The sequence below is a fragment of the Pseudomonas sp. M20 genome (genome assembly GCF_045037865.1).
Classification (GTDB): Bacteria; Pseudomonadota; Gammaproteobacteria; order Pseudomonadales; family Pseudomonadaceae; genus Aquipseudomonas.
The window spans coordinates 1,964,487-1,984,469 of the sequence record NZ_CP173611.1 but is presented as its reverse complement, the minus strand read 5'-3'; the positions used below and the strand labels follow the sequence as shown (position 1 = coordinate 1,984,469).

At 58.1% G+C, this 19,983-nt stretch carries 21 protein-coding genes and 1 pseudogene; 15 read left to right on the top strand and 7 right to left on the bottom strand.

Annotation, left to right across the window (positions count from 1 at the left end; translation table 11 throughout):
• The first annotated feature begins 68 nt into the window (after nt 1-68).
• From xylB to ACI514_RS09025, 3 genes are read left to right on the top strand one after another with little or no spacing between them, the layout of a single operon-like run.
• The gene (gene xylB / locus ACI514_RS09035) at nt 69-1,565 is read left to right on the top strand and encodes a xylulokinase (protein WP_405123576.1); all 1,497 of its coding nucleotides are present in this window, start codon (nt 69-71) and stop codon (nt 1,563-1,565) included.
• Nucleotides 1,566-1,578: 13 nt separating this feature from the next.
• Entirely contained in the window at nt 1,579-2,517 is a 939-nt protein-coding gene (locus ACI514_RS09030) for a carbohydrate kinase (RefSeq protein ID WP_405123575.1), read from the top strand.
• Nucleotides 2,518-2,562: 45 nt separating this feature from the next.
• Complete coding sequence (locus ACI514_RS09025) at nt 2,563-3,183, top strand: hypothetical protein (RefSeq protein ID WP_007912129.1); 621 nt, start codon at nt 2,563-2,565, stop codon at nt 3,181-3,183.
• 112 nt (nt 3,184-3,295) lie between these two features.
• Here ACI514_RS09025 and ACI514_RS09020 read toward each other — a convergent pair whose 3' ends face one another.
• Entirely contained in the window at nt 3,296-4,597 is a 1,302-nt protein-coding gene (locus tag ACI514_RS09020) for an OprD family porin (RefSeq protein ID WP_405123574.1), read from the bottom strand.
• Between the two features lie 374 nt (nt 4,598-4,971).
• Here ACI514_RS09020 and ACI514_RS09015 point away from each other — a divergent pair, with 374 nt between their 5' ends.
• Genes ACI514_RS09015 through ACI514_RS09000 form a run of 4 tightly spaced genes read left to right on the top strand, consistent with a single transcriptional unit; the run spans nt 4,972 to nt 10,887 of the window.
• A complete protein-coding gene (locus ACI514_RS09015; RefSeq protein WP_160058093.1) occupies nt 4,972-7,044 on the top strand; it encodes a type VI secretion system tip protein VgrG in 2,073 nt (690 codons plus the stop codon).
• On the top strand, nt 7,041-7,892 hold the full coding sequence (locus tag ACI514_RS09010) for a DUF4123 domain-containing protein (protein ID WP_160058095.1): 852 nt from the start codon (nt 7,041-7,043) through the stop codon (nt 7,890-7,892). The genes ACI514_RS09015 and ACI514_RS09010 overlap by 4 nt, the downstream gene beginning before the upstream one ends.
• Before the next feature lie 58 nt (nt 7,893-7,950).
• On the top strand, nt 7,951-8,745 hold the full coding sequence (locus ACI514_RS09005; RefSeq protein WP_160058097.1) for a hypothetical protein: 795 nt from the start codon (nt 7,951-7,953) through the stop codon (nt 8,743-8,745).
• 12 nt (nt 8,746-8,757) lie between these two features.
• Entirely contained in the window at nt 8,758-10,887 is a 2,130-nt protein-coding gene (locus ACI514_RS09000; protein WP_160058099.1) for a lipase family protein, read from the top strand.
• Between the two features lie 243 nt (nt 10,888-11,130).
• On the opposite strand, the gene ACI514_RS08995 is transcribed toward ACI514_RS09000, so the two are convergent.
• Nucleotides 11,131-11,427 carry a hypothetical protein gene (locus ACI514_RS08995; RefSeq protein WP_007912147.1) on the bottom strand — a complete coding sequence of 99 codons (297 nt, stop codon included), beginning with the start codon at nt 11,425-11,427 and terminating at the stop codon, nt 11,131-11,133.
• 78 nt (nt 11,428-11,505) lie between these two features.
• Nucleotides 11,506-11,904 (bottom strand): hypothetical protein, encoded by a 399-nt coding sequence (locus tag ACI514_RS08990; RefSeq protein ID WP_160058101.1) that lies wholly within the window; start codon nt 11,902-11,904, stop codon nt 11,506-11,508.
• Between the two features lie 14 nt (nt 11,905-11,918).
• Here ACI514_RS08990 and ACI514_RS08985 point away from each other — a divergent pair, with 14 nt between their 5' ends.
• On the top strand, nt 11,919-12,188 hold the full coding sequence (locus ACI514_RS08985; protein ID WP_160058103.1) for a DUF2790 domain-containing protein: 270 nt from the start codon (nt 11,919-11,921) through the stop codon (nt 12,186-12,188).
• Between the two features lie 89 nt (nt 12,189-12,277).
• Complete coding sequence (locus ACI514_RS08980) at nt 12,278-12,676, top strand: hypothetical protein (protein ID WP_160058105.1); 399 nt, start codon at nt 12,278-12,280, stop codon at nt 12,674-12,676.
• Here the strand turns inward: ACI514_RS08980 and ACI514_RS08975 are convergent.
• Nucleotides 12,673-12,942 (bottom strand): DUF1652 domain-containing protein, encoded by a 270-nt coding sequence (locus ACI514_RS08975; protein WP_007912157.1) that lies wholly within the window; start codon nt 12,940-12,942, stop codon nt 12,673-12,675. The genes ACI514_RS08980 and ACI514_RS08975 overlap by 4 nt on opposite strands.
• A gap of 367 nt (nt 12,943-13,309) precedes the next feature.
• On the opposite strand from ACI514_RS08975, the gene eco reads away from it, so the two are divergent.
• A complete protein-coding gene (eco, locus tag ACI514_RS08970; protein WP_007912158.1) occupies nt 13,310-13,795 on the top strand; it encodes a serine protease inhibitor ecotin in 486 nt (161 codons plus the stop codon).
• A 21-nt stretch (nt 13,796-13,816) separates the two neighbouring features.
• Nucleotides 13,817-14,122 carry an NIPSNAP family protein gene (locus tag ACI514_RS08965; protein WP_064362707.1) on the top strand — a complete coding sequence of 102 codons (306 nt, stop codon included), beginning with the start codon at nt 13,817-13,819 and terminating at the stop codon, nt 14,120-14,122.
• Between the two features lie 33 nt (nt 14,123-14,155).
• Here ACI514_RS08965 and ilvA read toward each other — a convergent pair.
• A pseudogene (ilvA, locus tag ACI514_RS08960) lies at nt 14,156-15,142 on the bottom strand (threonine ammonia-lyase, biosynthetic); the annotation flags it as partial.
• A gap of 250 nt (nt 15,143-15,392) precedes the next feature.
• On the opposite strand from ilvA, the gene ACI514_RS08955 reads away from it, so the two are divergent.
• Complete coding sequence (locus ACI514_RS08955) at nt 15,393-15,731, top strand: DUF2834 domain-containing protein (protein ID WP_160058109.1); 339 nt, start codon at nt 15,393-15,395, stop codon at nt 15,729-15,731.
• A gap of 56 nt (nt 15,732-15,787) precedes the next feature.
• Here the strand turns inward: ACI514_RS08955 and ACI514_RS08950 are convergent, their stop codons facing one another.
• Nucleotides 15,788-16,561, bottom strand: a complete 774-nt coding sequence (locus tag ACI514_RS08950) for a class I SAM-dependent methyltransferase (RefSeq protein ID WP_160058111.1) — start codon at nt 16,559-16,561, stop codon at nt 15,788-15,790.
• A 159-nt stretch (nt 16,562-16,720) separates the two neighbouring features.
• Between ACI514_RS08950 and ACI514_RS08945 the strand changes: the two genes are divergently transcribed.
• The 3 genes from ACI514_RS08945 to ACI514_RS08935 all read left to right on the top strand — a co-directional run bounded on the left by ACI514_RS08945 (nt 16,721) and on the right by ACI514_RS08935 (nt 18,561).
• On the top strand, nt 16,721-17,254 hold the full coding sequence (locus ACI514_RS08945) for a tetratricopeptide repeat protein (protein WP_160058113.1): 534 nt from the start codon (nt 16,721-16,723) through the stop codon (nt 17,252-17,254).
• Nucleotides 17,255-17,317: 63 nt separating this feature from the next.
• Nucleotides 17,318-17,800 (top strand): sigma-70 family RNA polymerase sigma factor, encoded by a 483-nt coding sequence (locus tag ACI514_RS08940; protein ID WP_405124204.1) that lies wholly within the window; start codon nt 17,318-17,320, stop codon nt 17,798-17,800.
• Nucleotides 17,800-18,561, top strand: coding sequence for a transcriptional regulator (locus ACI514_RS08935; protein ID WP_160058115.1), 762 nt, complete (start codon nt 17,800-17,802; stop codon nt 18,559-18,561). Before ACI514_RS08940 ends, ACI514_RS08935 begins: the two co-directional genes overlap by 1 nt.
• Nucleotides 18,562-18,679: 118 nt before the next feature.
• Here the strand turns inward: ACI514_RS08935 and ACI514_RS08930 are convergent, their stop codons facing one another.
• Nucleotides 18,680-19,981 (bottom strand): ATP-binding protein, encoded by a 1,302-nt coding sequence (locus ACI514_RS08930; RefSeq protein ID WP_160058117.1) that lies wholly within the window; start codon nt 19,979-19,981, stop codon nt 18,680-18,682.
• Nucleotides 19,982-19,983 lie beyond the last annotated feature (2 nt).

Below are 19,983 nucleotides of genomic sequence, written 5' to 3'. Positions count from 1 at the left end.
CCCTTGGGGGAGAGGGCTGGGGTGAGGGGGTAAGCTCTTGATCTTCACCACACCCGAGTGGTTCACACATGACAACACAACAACTGTTCCTAGGCATCGACTGCGGCACCCAAGGCACCAAAGCCATCATCCTCGACGCCATCAGCGGCCAAGTCCTCGGCCAAGGCGCCGCCGCACACACAATGATCAGCGGCGCCAACGGCCGCCGCGAGCAAGACACCCAGCAATGGCTGGAAGCCTTCACCCTCGCCACCCGCCAGGCATTGCTGGCGGCGAATGTCGACGGCCAGTCGATCCTCGGCATCGGCGTCTCCGGCCAGCAACACGGCCTGGTCCTGCTCGACGATCAAGGTGAAGTCCTGCGCCCGGCCAAGCTCTGGTGCGACACCGAAACCAGCGCCGAAAACGACCGCCTGCTGGTTCATCTGGGCGGTGAAAAAGGCTCGCTGGAACGCCTCGGCGTAGTCATCGCACCCGGCTACACCGTATCGAAACTGCTCTGGACCAAAGAACAGCACCCCGTGGTGTTCTCACGCATCGCACGCATTCTGCTGCCGCACGACTACCTGAACTTCTGGCTCACCGGCCGCGCCTGCAGCGAATACGGTGACGCTTCCGGCACCGGCTATTTCAACGTGCGCACTCGCCAATGGGACTTGCAACTGCTGCGCGACATCGACGCCAGCGGACGCCTGCAAGCGGCGCTACCTGAGCTGATCGATGCGCACCAAAGCGTCGGCACCCTCCTCCCGGCCATCGCCGAACACCTCGGCATCAACCCCAACGCGCTGGTATCGAGCGGTGGCGGCGACAACATGATGGGCGCCATCGGCACCGGCAATATTCAGCCCGGCGCGATCACCATGAGCCTCGGCTCCTCTGGCACGGTGTACGCCTATTCCGAAGTACCAAAAGTCAGCCCGGACGCTTCGGTCGCGACCTTCTGTTCGTCCAGCGGCGGCTGGTTGCCGTTGATCTGCACCATGAACCTGACCAATGCCACCGGCGCGATTCGCGAGTTGTTCGACCTCGATCTGCAGCAGTTCAACGACCTCGTCGCCCAGGCTCCCATCGGCGCCGACGGCGTGAGCATGCTGCCATTCCTCAACGGTGAACGGGTGCCCGCCCTGCCCCACGCCACCGGCAGCCTGCACGGCTTGACGCTGGATAACCTGACCCAGGCCAATCTGTGCCGCGCGGCCGTCGAAGGCACCACCTTCGGTCTACGTTACGGACTGGATTTGCTCCGCCAGAATGGTTTACAAAGCCGCAGCATTTGCCTGATCGGCGGCGGCTCGAAAAGCGCGGTGTGGCGGCAGATCGTCGCCGACATCATGAACACCCCGGTGATCTGCACCGAACAAAGCGAAGCCGCCGCCCTCGGCGCAGCGATTCAGGCGGCATGGTGCAAATCCTGGTCGAACGGCCACGAAGACACACTCGCCGATCTGTGCCAGCGCTGCGTGAAACTCGATTCAAGCAGTGAAACCCTGCCGATCGCCGCCAACGTCGCGGCGTTCCAGCAGGCCTATGAACGCTATCAACAGCATGTCGCAACCCTATAAAGAGCAAACAATTATGTATTTGGTGTGTGGCGAAGCCCTGTTTGATTTTTTCAGTGAAGACGACGCCAGCGGTCTGGCCTCGAAAGTGAATTTCAAGGCGATTGCCGGCGGTTCGCCGTTCAACGTCGCCGTCGGTTTGCGCCGTCTGGGCGTGGACTCGGCCTTGTTCGGCGGGCTGTCCACCGACTACCTCGGCCGCCGCTTGCAGCGAGTGCTGCAGGATGAAGGTGTGCGCCCGGACTATCTGGTGGATTTCGCCGCGCCGACCACGCTGGCCATGGTCGCCGTCGGTGCCAATGGCTCCCCGCATTACAGCTTTCGCGGTGAAGGCTGTGCCGATCGGCAACTGAGTCTTGCGCATCTGCCAGAGCTGAGCGCTGAGGTGCGCGGCTTGCACATTGGCTCATTCTCGCTGGTGGTGCAGCCGATCGGCGACACCTTGCTGACGCTGGTACAGCGCGAAAGCGGCAAACGCCTGATCACCCTCGACCCCAACGTGCGCCTTAATCCCGAGCCGAATATCGACCTGTGGCGCGAGCGCATCGCGACGCTGGTACCACTCGCCGACCTGATCAAGGTCAGCGACGAAGACCTGAGCCTGCTCTACCCCGAACAGGACCCGCAACGGGTGATCGAAGGCTGGCTCGAACATCGCTGCCAGATCGTTTTCCTCACCCGGGGCGGCGACGGCGCCAGTGTGTTCAGCCGCCAGCATGGCAACTGGTCGGTGCCGGCGGCCTCAGTGAAGATCGCCGATACCGTTGGCGCCGGTGACACCTTCCAGGCCGCGCTGATCACCTGGCTGACCGAGCACGGTCTGGATTCGGTCGAAGGCGTGCAGCAACTCGCTCGCGAGCAGATCGACGCCATGCTCAAGTTCGCCGTACAAGCCGCCGCACTGACCTGCAGCAAGACTGGCCCGGATCTGCCCTATCGTCATCAATTGAGCTGAGCGCGTAGACTGTCGGCCTTTTTGCGCACGACGGGATAACGGCTTTTGAATTACAGGCAGACGCTTGGACTACTGACACTGGCAACGCTACTGAGCGGGTGCGGCACCTCGCCGCCCCGCTCGCCGGAAGACATTTGCGAAATCTTCCGCGAAAAAAGCGACTGGTACGACGCTGCGCAAGTCACGCAAAAACGCTGGGGCGTGCCGATTCAGGTGCCCTTCGCGATCATGTATCAGGAATCCGGCTACCGCTACGACGCCAAGACTCCGCGCAAATACTTGCTCTGGGTGATCCCGTGGGGCCGCGTTTCGACCGCCTCGGGTTATGCGCAAGCCAAAGATGAAGTCTGGGCCGACTACCAGAAAAGCACCGGCCGCAGCGGAGCCGATCGCGAAGACTTCGACGACGCCATCGACTTTGTCGGCTGGTACATGGACAAGACCTATTCGATCAATGGCGTGTACAAGTACGACGCCTATAACCAGTACCTCAACTACCACGAAGGCTGGGGCGGATTCCGCAACAAGACCTACGCGAGCAAAGCCTGGCTGATGCCAACGGCGCGCAAAGTGCAGAACCGTTCGGATGTGTATGCGCGGCAATATGCCGGGTGCAAGGAAGATTTGAATCGCGGGTTCTGGAGCCGGTTCTGGCATTGGCTGTAAAAGCTCCGGGATCCCGTGTAGGAGCTGCCGAAGGCTGCGATCTTTTGATCTTGGTTTTTTAAAATCAACGTCAAAAGATCGCAGCCTGCGGCAGCTCCTACATTGGGAGCCGTTACAGGACGGAGAAGCTATAACTCACAATCAACCGGGTCTCATCCACATCCCGGGCAAACTTCTCATAATTGGTGCGATACGTAGCATTCCTCAAACGCAAACTCACATCCTTGAACGTGCCCGTCTGAATCACATACTTCAACTCGCTGTCGCGTTCCCACTCCTTGCCTTCCTGATCACTGCCCAACACCTTGATGTGATCACCGTTCACATAGCGAGTCAGGAAGCTCAAACCATTAATGCCAATGGCTTTGAAGTCATAGTCATAACGCAACTGCCACGAGCGTTCCTGCGCAGCGGCAAAGTCGTTGACCTGCACATAGTTGACCAGATACGGATTGCTGCCATCGAGGTACGGCATCGAGTTATCGCCGTTCATGCGCTGCCAACCGGCGCTGAACGTGTGGCCGCTGTGCGCATAGGACAGCATGCCGCTCAACGCACGGTTATCGATGGAACCGGCCTTGGCATCACCGCTGTCGGCACTTTTCAGCACGCGCAGATCCGCCTTAAGAACACCGCCAGCTAACGGTTGATTACCCAACAGCCCGACAAAGTGCTGACGATAAATGTCTTCAAGTTCAGCGTAGTGATACTGCGCAGTCAGGCGATCGTTGATCTTGTAGTCGAAGCCGTACATGTCGAAATGGTCGGCAGTGGTGTTGCAGGCGTAACGCTTGTTCTTGCAGTGCACGCGGATGTCTTGCGAATCGGTGGAATCGCGCGCGGTGTACTTGTCCAGACGCGCGGCCATGAAGGTCAGGTCTTTCAGCTCTTTAGAGGTGAGCATGGCGCCGTTGAACATCGTCGGCAGCAAACGACCGTCGTTGTATTTCAGCAACGGCAGATCCGGCAGCAGCGCGCCGTACTTCAGCACCGTGTTCGAGACCTTGACCTTAGCGGTCAGGCCCATTTTCGCGTACTGACCTTTCGAGCCGCGCGGGTCGTTGCCGCTCGATGGCAACAAGCCGCTGTTGCTGCGGTCCGGGCTGGAATCGAGTTGAAAGCCAAGCATGCCCAGCGCATCAATACCAAAACCCACGGTACCTTCGGTGTAGCCCGATTGCAGGTTGAGAATAAAGCCCTGTGCCGACTCTTCACGCTTGGAGGCGCCCTGATCGTTCGTGGTGTGCCCATCACGGAAATCGCGGTTGAAGTACACCGTGCGCGACTCGATTTTCGCCGTGGTGTCTTCAAAGAATCCGCTGGCCTGAACCTGTGCGGTAAAACCTGCGCACAGCACAAAGGCTCCGAAGCCAAACGACTGGCGCGGGGTGATGAGGGGAAATGGGGGACGCATGAAAAACTCCAACAATGCAGCGTTTGCGCAAGCGCGCAACAAGCCAGAAAAATAGCTCCCGTCCCGGGTCGGATTGAACCAGGAGAAAGTGAACACGCAGGGGTGAGCGGCAATGATGGCAGATGGCTTTGACGTGCTACAGGCGACTTTAGTCTGAATCTGACTGAGGATTCTTCAACGCAGGGTCGTGGGAAAAGTTGCCGGCAATCAACGCCAATTCGCAGCAAACACCCGGTTTCATTGGGCGAAACACCCGAACTAAGGGTTTTCCCTATACCGCAAACCTGCCAGACCTACGGCTTTTGTGCCTTGAACGGTGCCGCCGAATCCTCCATCATCCGTCACCTGCTTATTCAACGGACGGAATTCAAGGCATGCTGGACGCCAACGCAACCCACATTACCCTCACGCTTGAAGGCGCCAACGCCGACCTGCAAGTCCTCAGCTTCACCGGTCGCGAAGCCCTCAACCAACCGTTCCGTTTCGACCTCGAACTCGTCAGCGCGCGCCCCGACCTCAAACTCGAAGAGCTGCTGCACAAGCCCGGCGTCCTGACTTTCGGCCCGACCGGCGAAGGCAAGATCCACGGTCTGGTCTATCGCATCGAGCAAGGCGACTCCGGCAAGACCCTGACCCGTTACAGCCTCAGCCTGGTGCCACAACTGGCATACCTGCGGCACAACCACGATCAGCAGATTTTCCAGCAACTGACCGTGCCGAAGATCATCGCTCAGGTCCTGGAAGATCGCGGCATCCTCGCCGACGCCTACAGCTTCCAGCTCAACGCCGAATACCCGGAACGCGAGTACTGCGTGCAGTACGACGAATCCGACCTGCATTTCATCCAGCGCCTGTGCGAGGAAGAAGGCATTCACTTCCACTTCCAGCACAGCAGCAGCGGCCACAAACTGGTGTTCGGCGACGACCAGACCGTTTTCCGTAAGCTGAAACCGGTGAGCTACCAGCAAGACTCCGGCATGGCCGCCGACAAACCAGTGATCAAACGCTTCAACCTGCGTCTGGAAACCCGCACCACCCGCGTCAGCCGCCGCGACTACGACTTCGAAAAACCGCAGATCCTCCCCGAAGGCACCGCGAAAAGCACCTTTGCCCCGGACCTCGAAGACTACGACTACCCCGGCCGCTTCACCACCCGCGAGCGCGGCAAGTTCCTTTCCACCCGCGCGCTGGAACGCCATCGCAGCGACTACAAACTCGCCGAAGGCAAAGGTGACGAACCAACCCTCACCAGCGGCCATTTCCTCACGCTCGCTGAACACCCGCGCGCCGAGTGGAATGAACTGTGGCTGCTGCTGGAAGTCTTCCACGAAGGCAAACAACCGCAAGTACTCGGCGAGAACGTCACCAGCGACGTCACCGAGAACAAAAGCGATTTCCACCAGGGCTACCGCAACAGCTTCCTCGCCACCCCGTGGGACGCGCACTACCGCCCTGCCCTTGAACACCCGAAACCGAAAGTCCTCGGCAGCCAGACTGCCGTCGTCACCGGCCCCGCAGGCGAAGAAATCCACTGCGACCAGTACGGCCGCATCAAAGTGCAATTCCACTGGGACCGCGACGGTCAGTCCAACGACAAAACCACCTGCTGGATGCGCGTCGCCAGCGGCTGGGCCGGCGCGGCTTATGGCGGCATCGCCATCCCGCGCATCGGCATGGAAGTCCTCGTTACCTTCCTCGAAGGCGATCCCGACCAGCCGCTGGTCACCGGTTGCCTGTACCACAAGGAAAACGTCGTCCCCTACGACCTGCCGGCAAACAAGACCCGCAGCACCTTCAAAACCCTGAGCTCACCGGGCGGCAAGGGCTACAACGAATTCCGCATTGAAGACAAGAAAGGCGTCGAGCAGATCTATATCCACGCCCAACGCGACTGGGACGAAAACATTGAGCACGATCAGAAGATTCGTGTCGGGAATGAACGGCACGACACCGTTGAAGCCAATACGCTGAGTGAGTTCAAGGTTGAAGAGCACCGGATTACGCATCTGGATCGTATCAGTGAGATGCGCGCGGATGATCACCTGACCGTGGGCGTGACTCAGCATGTGAAAGTAGGTACGGCGCAGTTTGTCGAGGCCGGGACAGAGATTCACTATCACGCGGGTGAGAAAGTGGTGATCGAGGGCGGCATGGAGCTGACCGCCAAGGCGGGCGGGAGCTTTGTGAAGGTGGATGCCGGTGGTGTGACCATCAGCGGGGCTGAGGTGAAGGTGAATACCGGTGGTGCGCCTGGGGTGGGAACCGGGATCGGGATTCTGGAACCTGTCATACCGTGGGCCGCAGCGAAAGACAAAGCAGGTGCCCTGCTCGTCCCGGCCGCCGCACAGATGGCCTTGGCCAAAGCCGCTCGCGCTGCCGGCGACATACGTTGCCCGATCTGCGAAGCCTGCCGCGAAGGCAAATGCGATCTGGGAGCTACAGCATGAGCGAAGCACTCAACAACTGGCTAGGCGAACAGGCCAGACTCAATCGCGTGCTGATTCTGGCACTGGACAGCCTCGCCGAACCCAATCCGGTCACCTCGCTGTATAGCGCCGGCGTCATGCAACGCTCGGTACAACTTTACCGCCGTACCGAATACGCGCAGTTCGCCGCCATCAGTCCATGGCTGACCGAATTACAGAACCCGGGCAACGATGCGTTCCGCAAACTACTCGATGACCCACAGCGCAACTGGGGCTGGATCGGCAGCATGGACAAGGCTGATCTCGACAGCCTGACCCAGCACTGGATCGCTCGCATGGTCATCGACGAAGACGGCGAGCGCTCGCTGTTCCGTTTTCAAGACAACCGGGTTCTGGCCCGCTGCCTGGGCAACATGAAGGAAATCGAATGGCCGCTGCTGCTGGGTCCGATCAGCAGTGTGCTGTATTGGGAGGAGAATCAGTGGAGAAGTGCGGATAACGGCAAACCAGGCATGTATGCCGTACCTAACCCGGCACCATGGCTTCAAGCCCCTACGCCGCCAGAGCGAACCCGCGAAATCTTGCGTGCGAACCTCAAGCGCTGGTTGCTGGTGTATCACGCCGAAACCGCCGCAAAACTCTCAGAAACCCGCCCGATCCTCGAATGGCTGGAAGAGCAGATGGACCTGCTCCAGGCCTGGCAATGGAACACGCCAGAGCAGCGGGAGTTCATGTTGACCCTGCGCCTCGACCCCAGGAATGCCGAGGACCTGGCTTGGCAGCCCTTACCTGGAGAAACGCCGGAGAAGCATTTTGAGCGGTGTGAACGGTTTTTTGCTAAACACAGCGACGACTACGCACTGAATTAATATCGAAACTTTGGGTGTCGCTCGCTCGAAACGATCGCCCGAGTCAAAGGACAATCAAATGCGTCATCGCAATATTTCCAATGGGTTTGTTCGCAGCATCATGATCGGGTTGGGTGCGATTGGGGCTACTGGCTGTTCGGTTGCTCAGCAAGACAGTTTTACTTTAGTGACTGAGCTTCCCCCCGGGTTTCAGATATTGGTTGAAGCGCAATATGTGCCTCGGATGGGTGAGACGTGTTCTGTTCCAGTGAAGAAAGGCCGTGAACATCCGGGTTTCAAGTTCTTCGAACAGAAACGCAGTGAGAAAGCTCAAACTGCGAACTTTCAGGTTGCCCTTACAAGTGTGGAGGGCGGATGTCCGCTGGTTTTGGATAATCTCGACTATGAGATTTACGCCAAATACGCTGCTGGTCCGGTAGACGTAGGCAAAGACTATTCGGGAATCCAGTTTGAGGACGGCCCGACTGATGGGACTCATCCACCGTCTCCACTTAAGTTGCAACGGGAGTGCGAGTGGCTATTCCGCACTGTCGGGTCCAATCGCGTTATAGCAAAAATCCTTAAATGCGCTCCGGTGGCGACGCAAGAAGAAAAAAATGGTGCTATCGCCGAAGGGCCCTTGAAGCGTCCGCAGTTAGTGGGGAAGACATTGAGAGTCACCTTCACTGTGTCCAATGATGAGAGGCCGGCCGTAGGTGACAATTGGGTGAAATTTCCGAAAGGATGGAAGCGTTGCATGGGCAAGAGTCTGGAAGATCCCTATGCGTTCTGTCGCGGTAACACTACCGATTTCAAACCTTTCAAAATGCCGGACGGGCGAGATTGCACGATCTACCCGACGTGTACGGAATAAGGACATTCATCAATGACGGTCAAAAAAGCAGCACAACCACTACTAAAAGATGCCAAAGAGCCCTGCCCACTCAGAGGCACCAAAGTTCGATTTCGGCTAGTTGACGAGTCCGGGAATGGCAAGCCCTATGCCGGGCTTAAATATGTGGTCACCGACAGCGTTGGACAGCGATATGAAGGTACGCTAGACGCCACCGGTTTTGGTGAAGTTCTAAACCACTACGAAGGGCCTGTCGTGCTGACCGTGGATCAGCCTTACACCGGTAGCGAAGAAGACTATAACTGGTTGATGAGCCGGCCAAACTACCCGCTGAAAGTCAGCGAGCTGCAGGTTCGAGCCGAAAAAACGCGATTCATCCGTAAAGATGGCCAAAGAGTTGACAACAACCCAGCAAAATCTGAAGCGGATCAATTTTTTCATGTCGAAGTACGCCACCTCGTTGAAAAAAGCTCGCATCTCCCTCCGGAGTCAAAAGCCAAATACCCTCCCAATCAGAATCTGCTAAAAGTACTGGGCGACATCGGTTTCGGTCCGGAGCAACCAGATCTTTGGGGTGTTGCCCTGGTACCGAACACACTCACAGTTCTGGAAGTGCGCCCGCTGCGGGCTTTCCGCCCAATGCTCTCGAGAGACAACAAGTTTAGTGCATTGAATTTGTATCAACTCTCATTGTTTGCGGCATTGAGCTATTGTGACTTCGGACAGTCACCGGCGGAGCAGCCTACTGATACGGTGAGTTTCCCCCTCGAGCCCAGCGTAGGAAATATGTTTGGAGAGGGTATGGCTTGTTATAAGGAGTCTTGGAAGATTAACGCGCAGCAGTCTGCTGCGTACTATCCGCTTTATGAAGACGTCCCATACTCCAAGCGTTTCGAAATTTTGCCATTCGATCCGACTTTGTATGAACAAAACAAACCGCAACAGGGGGGCAAGCAGGAACACCCTGCAAAGTGGCATTTCTTTGATGACAGTAAAGCTGATGGTGGAACTAACACCCAAGCGTTCATGACACATCATGACGAGGTTGTTCTTATTTCCATACGTGGAACATTAGAACTCGTCGACTTTGTTCGAGATACCGATGCGGAGCAAATTCCTGTAAATCCTGGCGTAGGCAAAGCTCACCAAGGCTTTTACCAGGCCTATCAAGCAATGAGGGAATTCGTCCAAGCTTACCTCGACAGTTTCCATGTTGATCAAAAAGTAATTATCTGTGGCCACAGCCTTGGAGGAGCCATTGCGACATTACTCGCAGAGGCGCTCAGGCAAAGCGCAAAAAATTACGACATTTTGCTTTATACATATGGTTCGCCCCGAGCAGGGGACGCAGATTTTGTTCAGGGTGCAACGGCCTTGGCGCACCACCGCATGGTCAACGACAACGACCCGATCCCAAGCGTACCGGCACCGTGGATGAACACTCGTAAGAGAATCTGGGTCCCAGGTGTGGTGCTCAGCTTTATCACGGCGCCACTGGGCGCGTTGATTTTTGCCTTGGGTTTAAGTCGAACAGGTGGTTCGGCTTACGAGCATCAGGGCGACCTGCATCACTTTATGCCTGTGCACTTCAAAGGCCGTGAGCAATCTTCGGTGCTGTGGAACCCGGGTTGCGAATCCATCGAGGAAGCCGCGTGCACCCGGGCAGTGAAAAAGTTCGGTGACTTGCCCGACCGGGCTCTATTCATCCAGCAACTATTCCAGATGCCTCACCACTACATGCTGCCATCCTACATTCCAAACGCATGGGCAACGTTGCGCCGCTGGCAGCAGACCCAGGAAGGCGGCGGAACGGTGGTAACAAAGACTGAATACGATCAGATCTACTTCCAACTGCAGGAAATGCAGGAACGCTTGAAAACCAAAGAGGCGGAGTTGAATAGCCCTTTCCAATCGGATCGCCGAGCCGCCATGCAGCAAGCAAGTGTGTTGCGGGCGGAAATCGGTCGATTGGACACCTCCCGCCAGCGCCTTCATACCCTGAGCTATCTCAAGCTCACACCTGAGGATATCTACGGTTCTGCCACTCAGGCGCCTGAACATGACCAGAACCTGCAACGCTGGCTAGCAAAGAAAGAGAACAATGTCGACGTTCAACTCGCGATGATTCCTCACGCGGGCAGCGCTCAACTAAGGACTGCATGATTTCGGTATGAACATGCTCCAAGCGAAAATTTCTTGCCGTGACGGCTCACGCACTTGCTATTGGAGTCGTCACATTGGGAATGGGTTGATGAACTTCAGCCTGTATAAGACACGAAGGATAATTCGCGTCTCCCGATTACCGACGACGTACAAAGAGAGTGAATGGTGATTCCGTACACTGAGACCTGAATGAATCACATGGCCAAGGGGAGTCCAGACAGACTCCCCTGCTTTCGCGTTTTGTTAAACCGGCGCCTTCCAACTCAACATCTGCTGCTGCGCGACCTGCAGCAAATCATTGCCATCCTGCGTCAGCAGGTAAAGCGCATGGGTGATGTGTGGAATGTCTTGCACGTCGGCGTGTTTGAAGCACAGGCAATGCAGGGTTTCGAGCAAGTCGGCGGCGGCGCGGATGCGCTGGACGGCGGCTTCGAGGATGTCTTTCGGGTTGGCTTGGGTGTCGATGAGCAGTGTCGGGGTTTCGGTGACATTGCTGCTGAGGGGGAGATAGCGGTTTTGTAGCAGTTTGATTATTGGCATATTGATTACTCGATTGTTTCAAAAGTAACCGCCGACACCGTGACCAAACGATGGGAGGCGGACCGTGTACAGGCTTGGTCAACCGAGAACAATCAACTCAGCTCGCCCGAAGGCGTCCTGCACACGGCCGCCACAGCTATGCACTTCACGGTCAAAGAACTCCGCGGTGCAAATGATGGCACATATGCAATCGATTATTCCCGGGTGACCAAACCCGAACCACTGATTTTGCAGCGGCAACCGACAATAACCGCCCCGCTCCAGCCGCCGAAAGCAGACAAGGCACCAGCCTTTGTAGGAATTCGCCAAACCTTCCAAAGAAAACCGCCGCACTCCCTGACAGCCGGCGTTCAGCTCGGTTAACCATCCCTTAACGCCGTGGTCAAAAACTCTACTGAACCGCACGCCCTCAGCCATTCTGGCTGTCGCCCAGTGCGGCAGGTTCGGGTGAATCACGCCGAACTCTAGAACCGTCACTCGGGAGTCCTTTCATGAACATTCGTCCTTTATTACTCACTGCCGCCCTCGCCTGCACCGCGTTTGCCGGGCTGGCCCAGGCCAATGACACCTCTGCCACGTCCAAAGCCATGCCGTATGAGTACGGCATGCCGCTGCATGTGGCCAAAGTGGTGTCGTTGACCGAGCCGCCAACGCAACTGTGCAAGGTGGTCACGGCCGACATGAAGTACATCGACAATGCCGGTAAGCCTGAGGAAATCAGCTACCGGAAATTGTCTGACGCGTGCAACTTCCAGAACTGACAGAAACGTCTGATTTGCGGGTTTGCGGTAGGCGTGGGGTGTTTCGGCGGTTATGCTCGGAGCCCTCCTCACTGCCGCAAGGATTCGCCATGCAGTTGTCGTTTCGCACGTTGTCGGGCTTCACTTGTTCGTTGTGTTTTTTGCTGGCGTTGGCCTGGGGCGTTTTCCCGGAGAGCCTGCTGGCGATCTGGAGCATCGAGTATTCCGACGCTGCGGGGTTTGTCGCGCGGCGCAGCGCGGTGCTGTTTGCGGCGTTGGGGGTGATGTTTTATCTGGTGCGCAACGCACCGCCGTCGCTGGGGCGCAATGCGCTGAGCAACGGGTTTATCGTCGGTTGTTTTGGTTTGGCGGTGCTGGGTTTTGCGGAATGGCTCAACGGTCATGCCGGCCCCGGGATTTTGCTCGCGGTGCTGGTCGAGTTCGCGCTGGGCCTTGGTTTTGTGCAGGCCCGGCGCGTGACGGTCGAACTGGGTGAAACGGTGCGTTAAACGACTCTGGAGCGTGGGCTGTAGTGATGTTGCACAGTTTGCTGGTTCAGATCCGAGCGCAGCCCGGCGATCAGTTCGTTGATTTCACGACAGCCATTGAGGTGGCTGGCGTCGATGCCACTGACCAGCAGATCGACCTGATCGGTCTGGTGATCGCCGAAAACCTTGACGGTCATCGACAAGTCCGGCGACAGCGTGCATTGGCAGCGTTTCGGCAGAAAACTGCTTTCAATGATATTGCGTAGTTCCAAGGCAGACAGAAACATGGCGAAACCCTCTCCTTACTGTGAGATGCCAATCAAGTATTCACGCTGACCGTTGCTGCCCCTACACGGGTGTGTCCCCGCTGTTTCCCTGGTGCGACAAGCGGTGGTACTGCGAAATGCCCATTGGAGTGTAGGCGCCCAAGGCCGGTGCGCCGCACTGAAAAGACGCATAAAGCGTGCCTTTCATCGGTTCATTTTCACCCTCATGAAATCAAGCACTTGGCGGCGGTGCCAGTATTTGGCTACTTGCAATTTGCAAGAATGGCCTTGGCGGGTACTGCAATTTGCAACTCGACGCTGGTTTGCAATCACGGCCCATGACGGTAAGAATGCCCGTCATCCACCCTACACCCGCACGGAGGCTTCCATGGGTTCTTTACGCGTCTACGCGACCACCGGTTTGTTCATCGCCAGCCTGTCCACCCTCGCCCACGCCGCCAAGCTTGAAGACGTCGCGCCGTTCCCGAAGGCTGAAGCCGGGTTCACTCGCCAGGTCATTCACTTGCCCAAGCAAGAGCAGGAAGAGAACTTCCAGGTGGAAATCCTCGCCGGCAAAACCCTTGAAGTGGACTGCAACCGCCAGCGTTTGGGCGGTGTTCTCGATGAGAAGAATCTTGAAGGCTGGGGTTATCCGTTCTATCGACTGGAAAAAGTCATCGGGCCGATGAGCACGATGATGGCCTGCCCGCCCGGCAGCCAGAAGAAACGCGCGTTCGTGCCGGTCGTCGGTGACGGTTTCATGCTGCGTTACAACAGCAAATTGCCGGTCGTGGTGTATGCGCCGTCGGACGTCGAAGTGCGATATCGCATCTGGTCGGCGTCGGACAAAGTCGGTACAGCCCTGCAGGAATAACCCGAACAAGGAGTGCGTCGTTTGATTACCTGCCATGTCCGATATGTCATTGATCCATACCAATTGCCCGAGTTCGAGGCCTACGCCAAGGCCTGGCTCGGCATCGTCGAGCGCTTGGGCGGCACGCATCACGGCTACTTCCTGCCGTCCGAAGGCGCGAGCAACATCGCTTATTGCCTGTTCAGTTTTCCGTCGCTGGCGGATTACGAAAGCTACCGGCACATCGCGATGACTGACCCGGAAAGCACCGCACTGGTGGCCAGCCTGGTCGAGAAGAAGTTTATCGTCAGCTACGAGCGCAGCTTCCTGCGCCCGTTACTGCCGTAAACCGCTTCACGCCGAGACGCTGCAGACTGCGGTGCGCTCGGCGACATGGCGCAGACTGTCGAAGTTGATATTGGCGCCCGAGTCGATTGCCACGAATGTCTGCTCGCTCACCCCGGTTCGCGCTACGTACTGCTTGATCCCGGCCACGGCCAAGGCGCCGGAAGGTTCGGTGATCGAGCGGGTATCGTCGTAGATGTTCTTGATCGCTGCGCAGAGGTCGTCATTGCTGACGGTGATCACTTCGTCGACGCAAAAGCGGCACACCTCAAACCCGAACGCGCCGATCTGCGCTACCGCCACGCCATCGGCGAACGTCCCCACCGTGGGCAGCACGACGCGTTGATCAGCTTCGAGCGCAGCCTTCAGGCACGCTGAATGTTCGGATTCGACGCCGATGATCCGCACTTCCGGGCGCAGGTATTTGACGTAGGCGGCGATGCCGGCGATCAGACCGCCACCACCTACCGGGATAAAAATCGCATCCAGCGAACCTTGATGTTGGCGGAGGATTTCCATCGCCACGGTGCCCTGCCCGGCGATTACCTCCGGGTCATCGAACGGTGACACGAAGGTGCGCCCGGTCTGTTCCGCCAGTTGCAGCGCATGGGCCAGCGCGAACGGGAAACTCTCGCCGTGCAGCAACGCTTCAGCGCCGCGACTGCGCACACCCAGCACTTTCAGTTCCGGCGTTGTCGCTGGCATGACGATGGTCGCCGCAATCCCGAGTTCGCGCGCTGCCAACGCCACGCCTTGCGCGTGATTGCCGGCCGAGGCGGTGATCACTCCGCGCGCCTTCTGTTCTTCACTGAGTTGTACCAGTTTGTTGTAAGCGCCACGGATCTTGAAGGAGAACGTCGGTTGCAGGTCTTCACGCTTGAGCAGAATCCGGTTGCCCAACGCCTCCGACAGCGCCGGCGCCGCTTGCAAAGGCGTGCGCACCGCAAGGTCGTACACCGGCGCGGCGAGGATCTTTTTCACATAGTGTTCAAGCAGGGTTTGCTGGTCGGGGCTGTGCGGCATGGTCGTCTCCTGACATTTTTTCAAAACCCCGGAGACAGAAAGTAAAAACCCGCCTCTAGGGCGGGTTGGGTGCTGCAGTCGTGAGCTAGCCCGCCAAATGAGGAATGGCGGTAATAATCATTGGCTGGCAGCGCGATACAGTCGAAGTCATGGGCTGGAAATTAGCCTGTGCGCTATTGGCGAGTCAATGGCCAATTTTGCGCGGCGGCGTTAGTCTGGCGACTCTCTCATCACACCACGGAAGGAATGCATGATGTCGATCGCCCTGCCCCTCACGGCTTTGCTCGCTTTTAGCGGTTACACCGTTTCGGTGATGCTCCAGGCTGAACAGTCGTTGATCGATTTTGGCATCAGCCTGATGTCGCGGCCCGATACGGCGCAGGTGGTGATTGATCTGTATCTGCTGGCCACGCTGGCGGGTATCTGGATGGTCAAGGATGCGCGGTCGCGTGGGCAGTCGGTTTGGTCGGTGCTGCCGTATTTGTTGTTGACGGCGGTTTTTGTCTCGGTTGGGCCGTTGTTGTATCTGGTGGTGCGTGGGGTTCGCGAACGACGCAAGGCGGTGGAAAAGTGCAGCCAGATACTATGAACACCTGAAACCCCTGTAGGAGTGAGCCTGCTCGCGATAGCGGAGTGTCGTGGGATTCAGCCCTTTTTCACGGCGACGAACGCGGCGGTTTCGTAAGGCACTGTCACCACGTCCCTGCCGCGTAACTCAGGCTCGGCGGCAATCAACGCGCGAATCTGCTCATCAACCTGCGCCCGCTGCGCCTCCGGCAGCGCGGCAATGAAACTGGTCGAGCGCACGCGGTTGAAGATCACATCTTCCGGTGAGCCGGTATGGCCATGGTGAAACCGTTCAACCTGCAGCGGCGCGAATGCCGGGTGCGGAAACGCTGTGCGCCACGCGCCGGTGTAATAGCGCGGCGTGTCCCCTTCCAGCGCATTGACGATGGCGTCCAGTTTCGGCACCCAACTGACCTGGGTGTCGCGCAGGTTCCAGATCAACCCCAACTTGCCACCGGGTTTAAGCACCCGGGCGATTTCGCTCAGTGCCTCGGTGCTGGCGAACCAGTGAAACGCTTGCGCGCAAATCACCACATCCACGGAAGCGTCGGGCAACGGCAAGTCAGTCGCCGTGCCGCTCACGGCCAGGACTTCAGGCCAGGCGTCCGAGAGCTTTTCCAGCATTTGCGCCACTGGCTCAACCGCGATCACTTGCGCACCGGTCGCTACCAGACGCCCGGTGAATTTTCCGGTGCCGGCGCCCAGATCGATCACGGTCTTGTGCCCATCCAGACCCAGCGTCGCGGCCAACCACTGACTAACCTGCGGCGGATAGTCCGGCCGCCCTTTGACGTAGCTGTCGGCAGCGGTTTTGTAGCCGGCAGCGGCTGAGTGATGGACGTGGTCGGTCATGGCAACGCTCCTTACGGCAAAACATCGGATCGACGGCAGACGCTCCCGAGCATAGCGCTTGAATTTACGCTGAACTTGAACAGTCACTGATAAAGCAATGAATAAAAATTCACGCTGTGGTGTTCAAAGTGAAACATAACCCCCTGTGGAGCCTTGCCCATGACTATCCGTTCCGTTATGTTCGCCGCCCCGTTGTTACTGGCCGCCGCGATGTCCAGCCAATTGGCCTTCGCCAACGGTGATGAAGAAGCTCCGGTACAGAAACCCGAATGCCCGAAAGGCCAGGTCTGGGACAGCAAAACGCAGAAGTGCGTGATGCAAGTCAGCAAAGCACTTTCAGATGCCGACCGTACCGATTATGCCTATCGCCTCGCCAAGGTCGGTCGCTACGAAGAAGCCCTGGCGCTGCTCGATACGCTCAAGCAACCGAAAACCGCCAAGGCCCTCAACTATCGCGGTTATGCCACGCGCAAACTGGGGCGCACTGATGAGGGCATCGGTTATTACCTGCAATCGGTGAAGCTTGATCCGCAGTATGCGCAAGTGCGCGAATACCTCGGCGAGGCCTATGTGATCAAGGGTCGCGTCGATCTGGCGCAGGAACAGTTGCAGCAGATCCAATCGATTTGCGGTACGTCCTGCGAGGAATACCAGGATCTGGCCGAAGCCATCAACGATTCATCGAAAACCTGAGCACTTATAAGGGCCGCCATCATCGTCAACGATCAGGCATTCAGAGCAGAACTCGGACAGCATCTGGCGCGATTGTGGCGCTACGGTTTGCTGCTGTCGCGCAATCGGCATTTGGCCGAGGATCTGGTGCAGGCCACGTGTGTGCGAGCGCTGGAGCGCGCCGGTCAATACGCCGCCGGCACGCGCATGGATCGCTGGTTATTGAGCATTCTGCATTCGATCTGGCTCAATGAAGTGCGCGCTCGACGCGTGCGTCAGGGTGCGGGTCAGGTCGATGCCGATGGGCAGCTGGCGTTCGATGGGGAGTATGCGGCGCAGACTCACGTGATGGCCGCGCAGGTGATTCGTCGCGTTGATGCCTTGCCGGAAACCCAGCGTGAAACCGTGTATCTGGCCTATGTCGAAGGCTTGTCTTACCGCGAAGTCGCCGAGATCCTGCAAGTGCCGATCGGCACGGTCATGAGTCGTCTGGCCACCGCACGGCTGAAACTCGCCGAATACCCGCCGTTGCAGGCTGTGCCGAAATCCACCGAAGGAGACCGTTGATGAACACACCTTCGGATGAGCAACTGGTCGCCTACCTCGACGGAGAACTTGAACGCGAATATCGCGATCAGCTCGACGATGCGATTGCCGAAGATTCGCTGCTGAGTCTGCGCGTGCAATGGCTCAGCCGCAGCAACCTGCCGTACAAGAACGCCTATGACGAACTGGCGCAACAGGCGCCGCTGGATCGCCTGCAAGCGCGGCTGGATGCGATTCCTTCACCGCAGCGTCCGGGCTTCAACCGACGCTGGTTTATCGGTGGCGCAGCCGCAGCGCTAGTGGCCGGTGGTGTGCTGGCTGACCGCTTGTTCCTCGGTTGGCATGCCGCGCAATCGAACAACTGGCGCGCACTGGTGGGCGATTACATGGCGCTGTACGTGCCGCAGACGCTTGATCATCTGGCCACGGACGACGCCTCCCAACGCGCGCAACTGCGCACGATTGACGCACGCCTTGGCCTGAGCCTTTCGCCAGCCACTTTGAAGCTACCGGGTGCCGAATTCAAACGGGCACAAATGCTTGAGTACGACGGCGTGCCGATTGCACAGATTGTTTATCTGGATGCGAAACACGGGCCACTGGCGCTGTGTGTGACCCGCTCGAACAGCGGAAGTCAGCCGCTGGCCCATGAGCGTCGGCATGAGATGAATGTGGTGTATTGGACTGAACGTGAGCATGCGTGGATGTTGATTGGCCGTAATTCGTCGGCGGAGCTGGAGCAGCATGCGGAACTGCTGCGCGCGCAACTGCTGAAAGTGTAAGAAAGCTGTAGGCCTGCGCCGTCTCTAAATCGCGGACAACCAGCGCTAAGATGGCGACTGATTCGGCGCCTTCGCGAGCAGGCTCGCTCCCACAGGTATATGTGTAGAGGCATGAAGCTCAGGCGGTAGTGGGCAGCCACAACCGGAAGCGCGCACCACCCAACGGCGAAGACTCAACCGTCAACGTCCCACCCTGCGCTTCCAGTGCCCGACGGCTGATCGCCAGGCCAAGCCCAAACCCACCTGTAGCCCGATCACGACTGCGATCCAGTCGATAGAACGGCTCGAAAATCCGCTCACGTTCGTCATCGGGAATGCCGATGCCGTCATCATCGACCCAGATCTCACAACCTGCGGCATTGACCTGCACGCCAATCTGAATGCGTTTCTCGCAATAGCGCATGGCGTTGCGCAGCAGGTTCTGGATCGCGCGCGCGGTCAGGCGCGGATCGAGCGAGAAGCGTTCGAGCTGGCCGTGCAGCAAGACATCGATGACGATTTCCGGTGATTCCAGCTCTTCATCGACACTGCCCAGAATGCTGTCGATGAACTCGTCCAGCGACACCTCGACCTGTTCCGGCAACTGCGCCGGGTTCTGCAAACGGCTGTAAGACAGCAACTCCAGCACCAGCTCATCCAGCTCGCGAATGTGCGCGACCAGCCCCAGCAAACGCTCGCGGCTGGCGGTCGGCAAGTCATCGGACAGCGCCAGCGCCAGGCCAAAGTCCAGACGCGTCAACGGCGTGCGCAGTTCATGGGACACGGCGTTAAGCAGATCACGTTGTTGGTTGAGCAGGTTTTCGATGTCGCCGGCCATGGTGTCGAAGACATTGGCGAGGCTGCCGATGTTAGAGCTTGGGGCGATTTCCGTACGCTCGCTCAAATGACCTTTGCCGAAGCGTTCGGCGGTGCCTTTGAGGCGTTCCAGATCACGCCAGTGCGGGCGCAACCACATCAGCAGACAGGCGAGCAGGCTCGCGCCGATCAGCACGTTGATGCTCCAGTACAACAGATTGACGTCCAGCGGATCCGGCGGCACAACCATTTGCACGGCGGTGGTGTCGTCCAGCGGCGTTACCGCCAGCGTGCGCCAGCCCCAATCGCCGATACGCACAACGTTTTCACCGCGACGCAGGCGCTCCTGCTCGATAGCGGTGAAATCGGCATCGTCGATGCGCGCCAGGACGATGTGCAGCGGCTGGAAATCCTTGTCCATCGACGCCGCCAGCGCCGGCCACTGCTCATGCGGCACCGCATGAAACTGGCGGGTGATCAACGATTGCAGGCCTCGCGAATAATCGAGGTTGTAGGTGACGAAGCGCTCGCGAAATGCCATGACCACCAGATCTGGCACCAGGTAAATCGCCGCGCTATACGAGATGATCGTAACCAGATAAAGGCGAAACAGGATGCGAAACATCA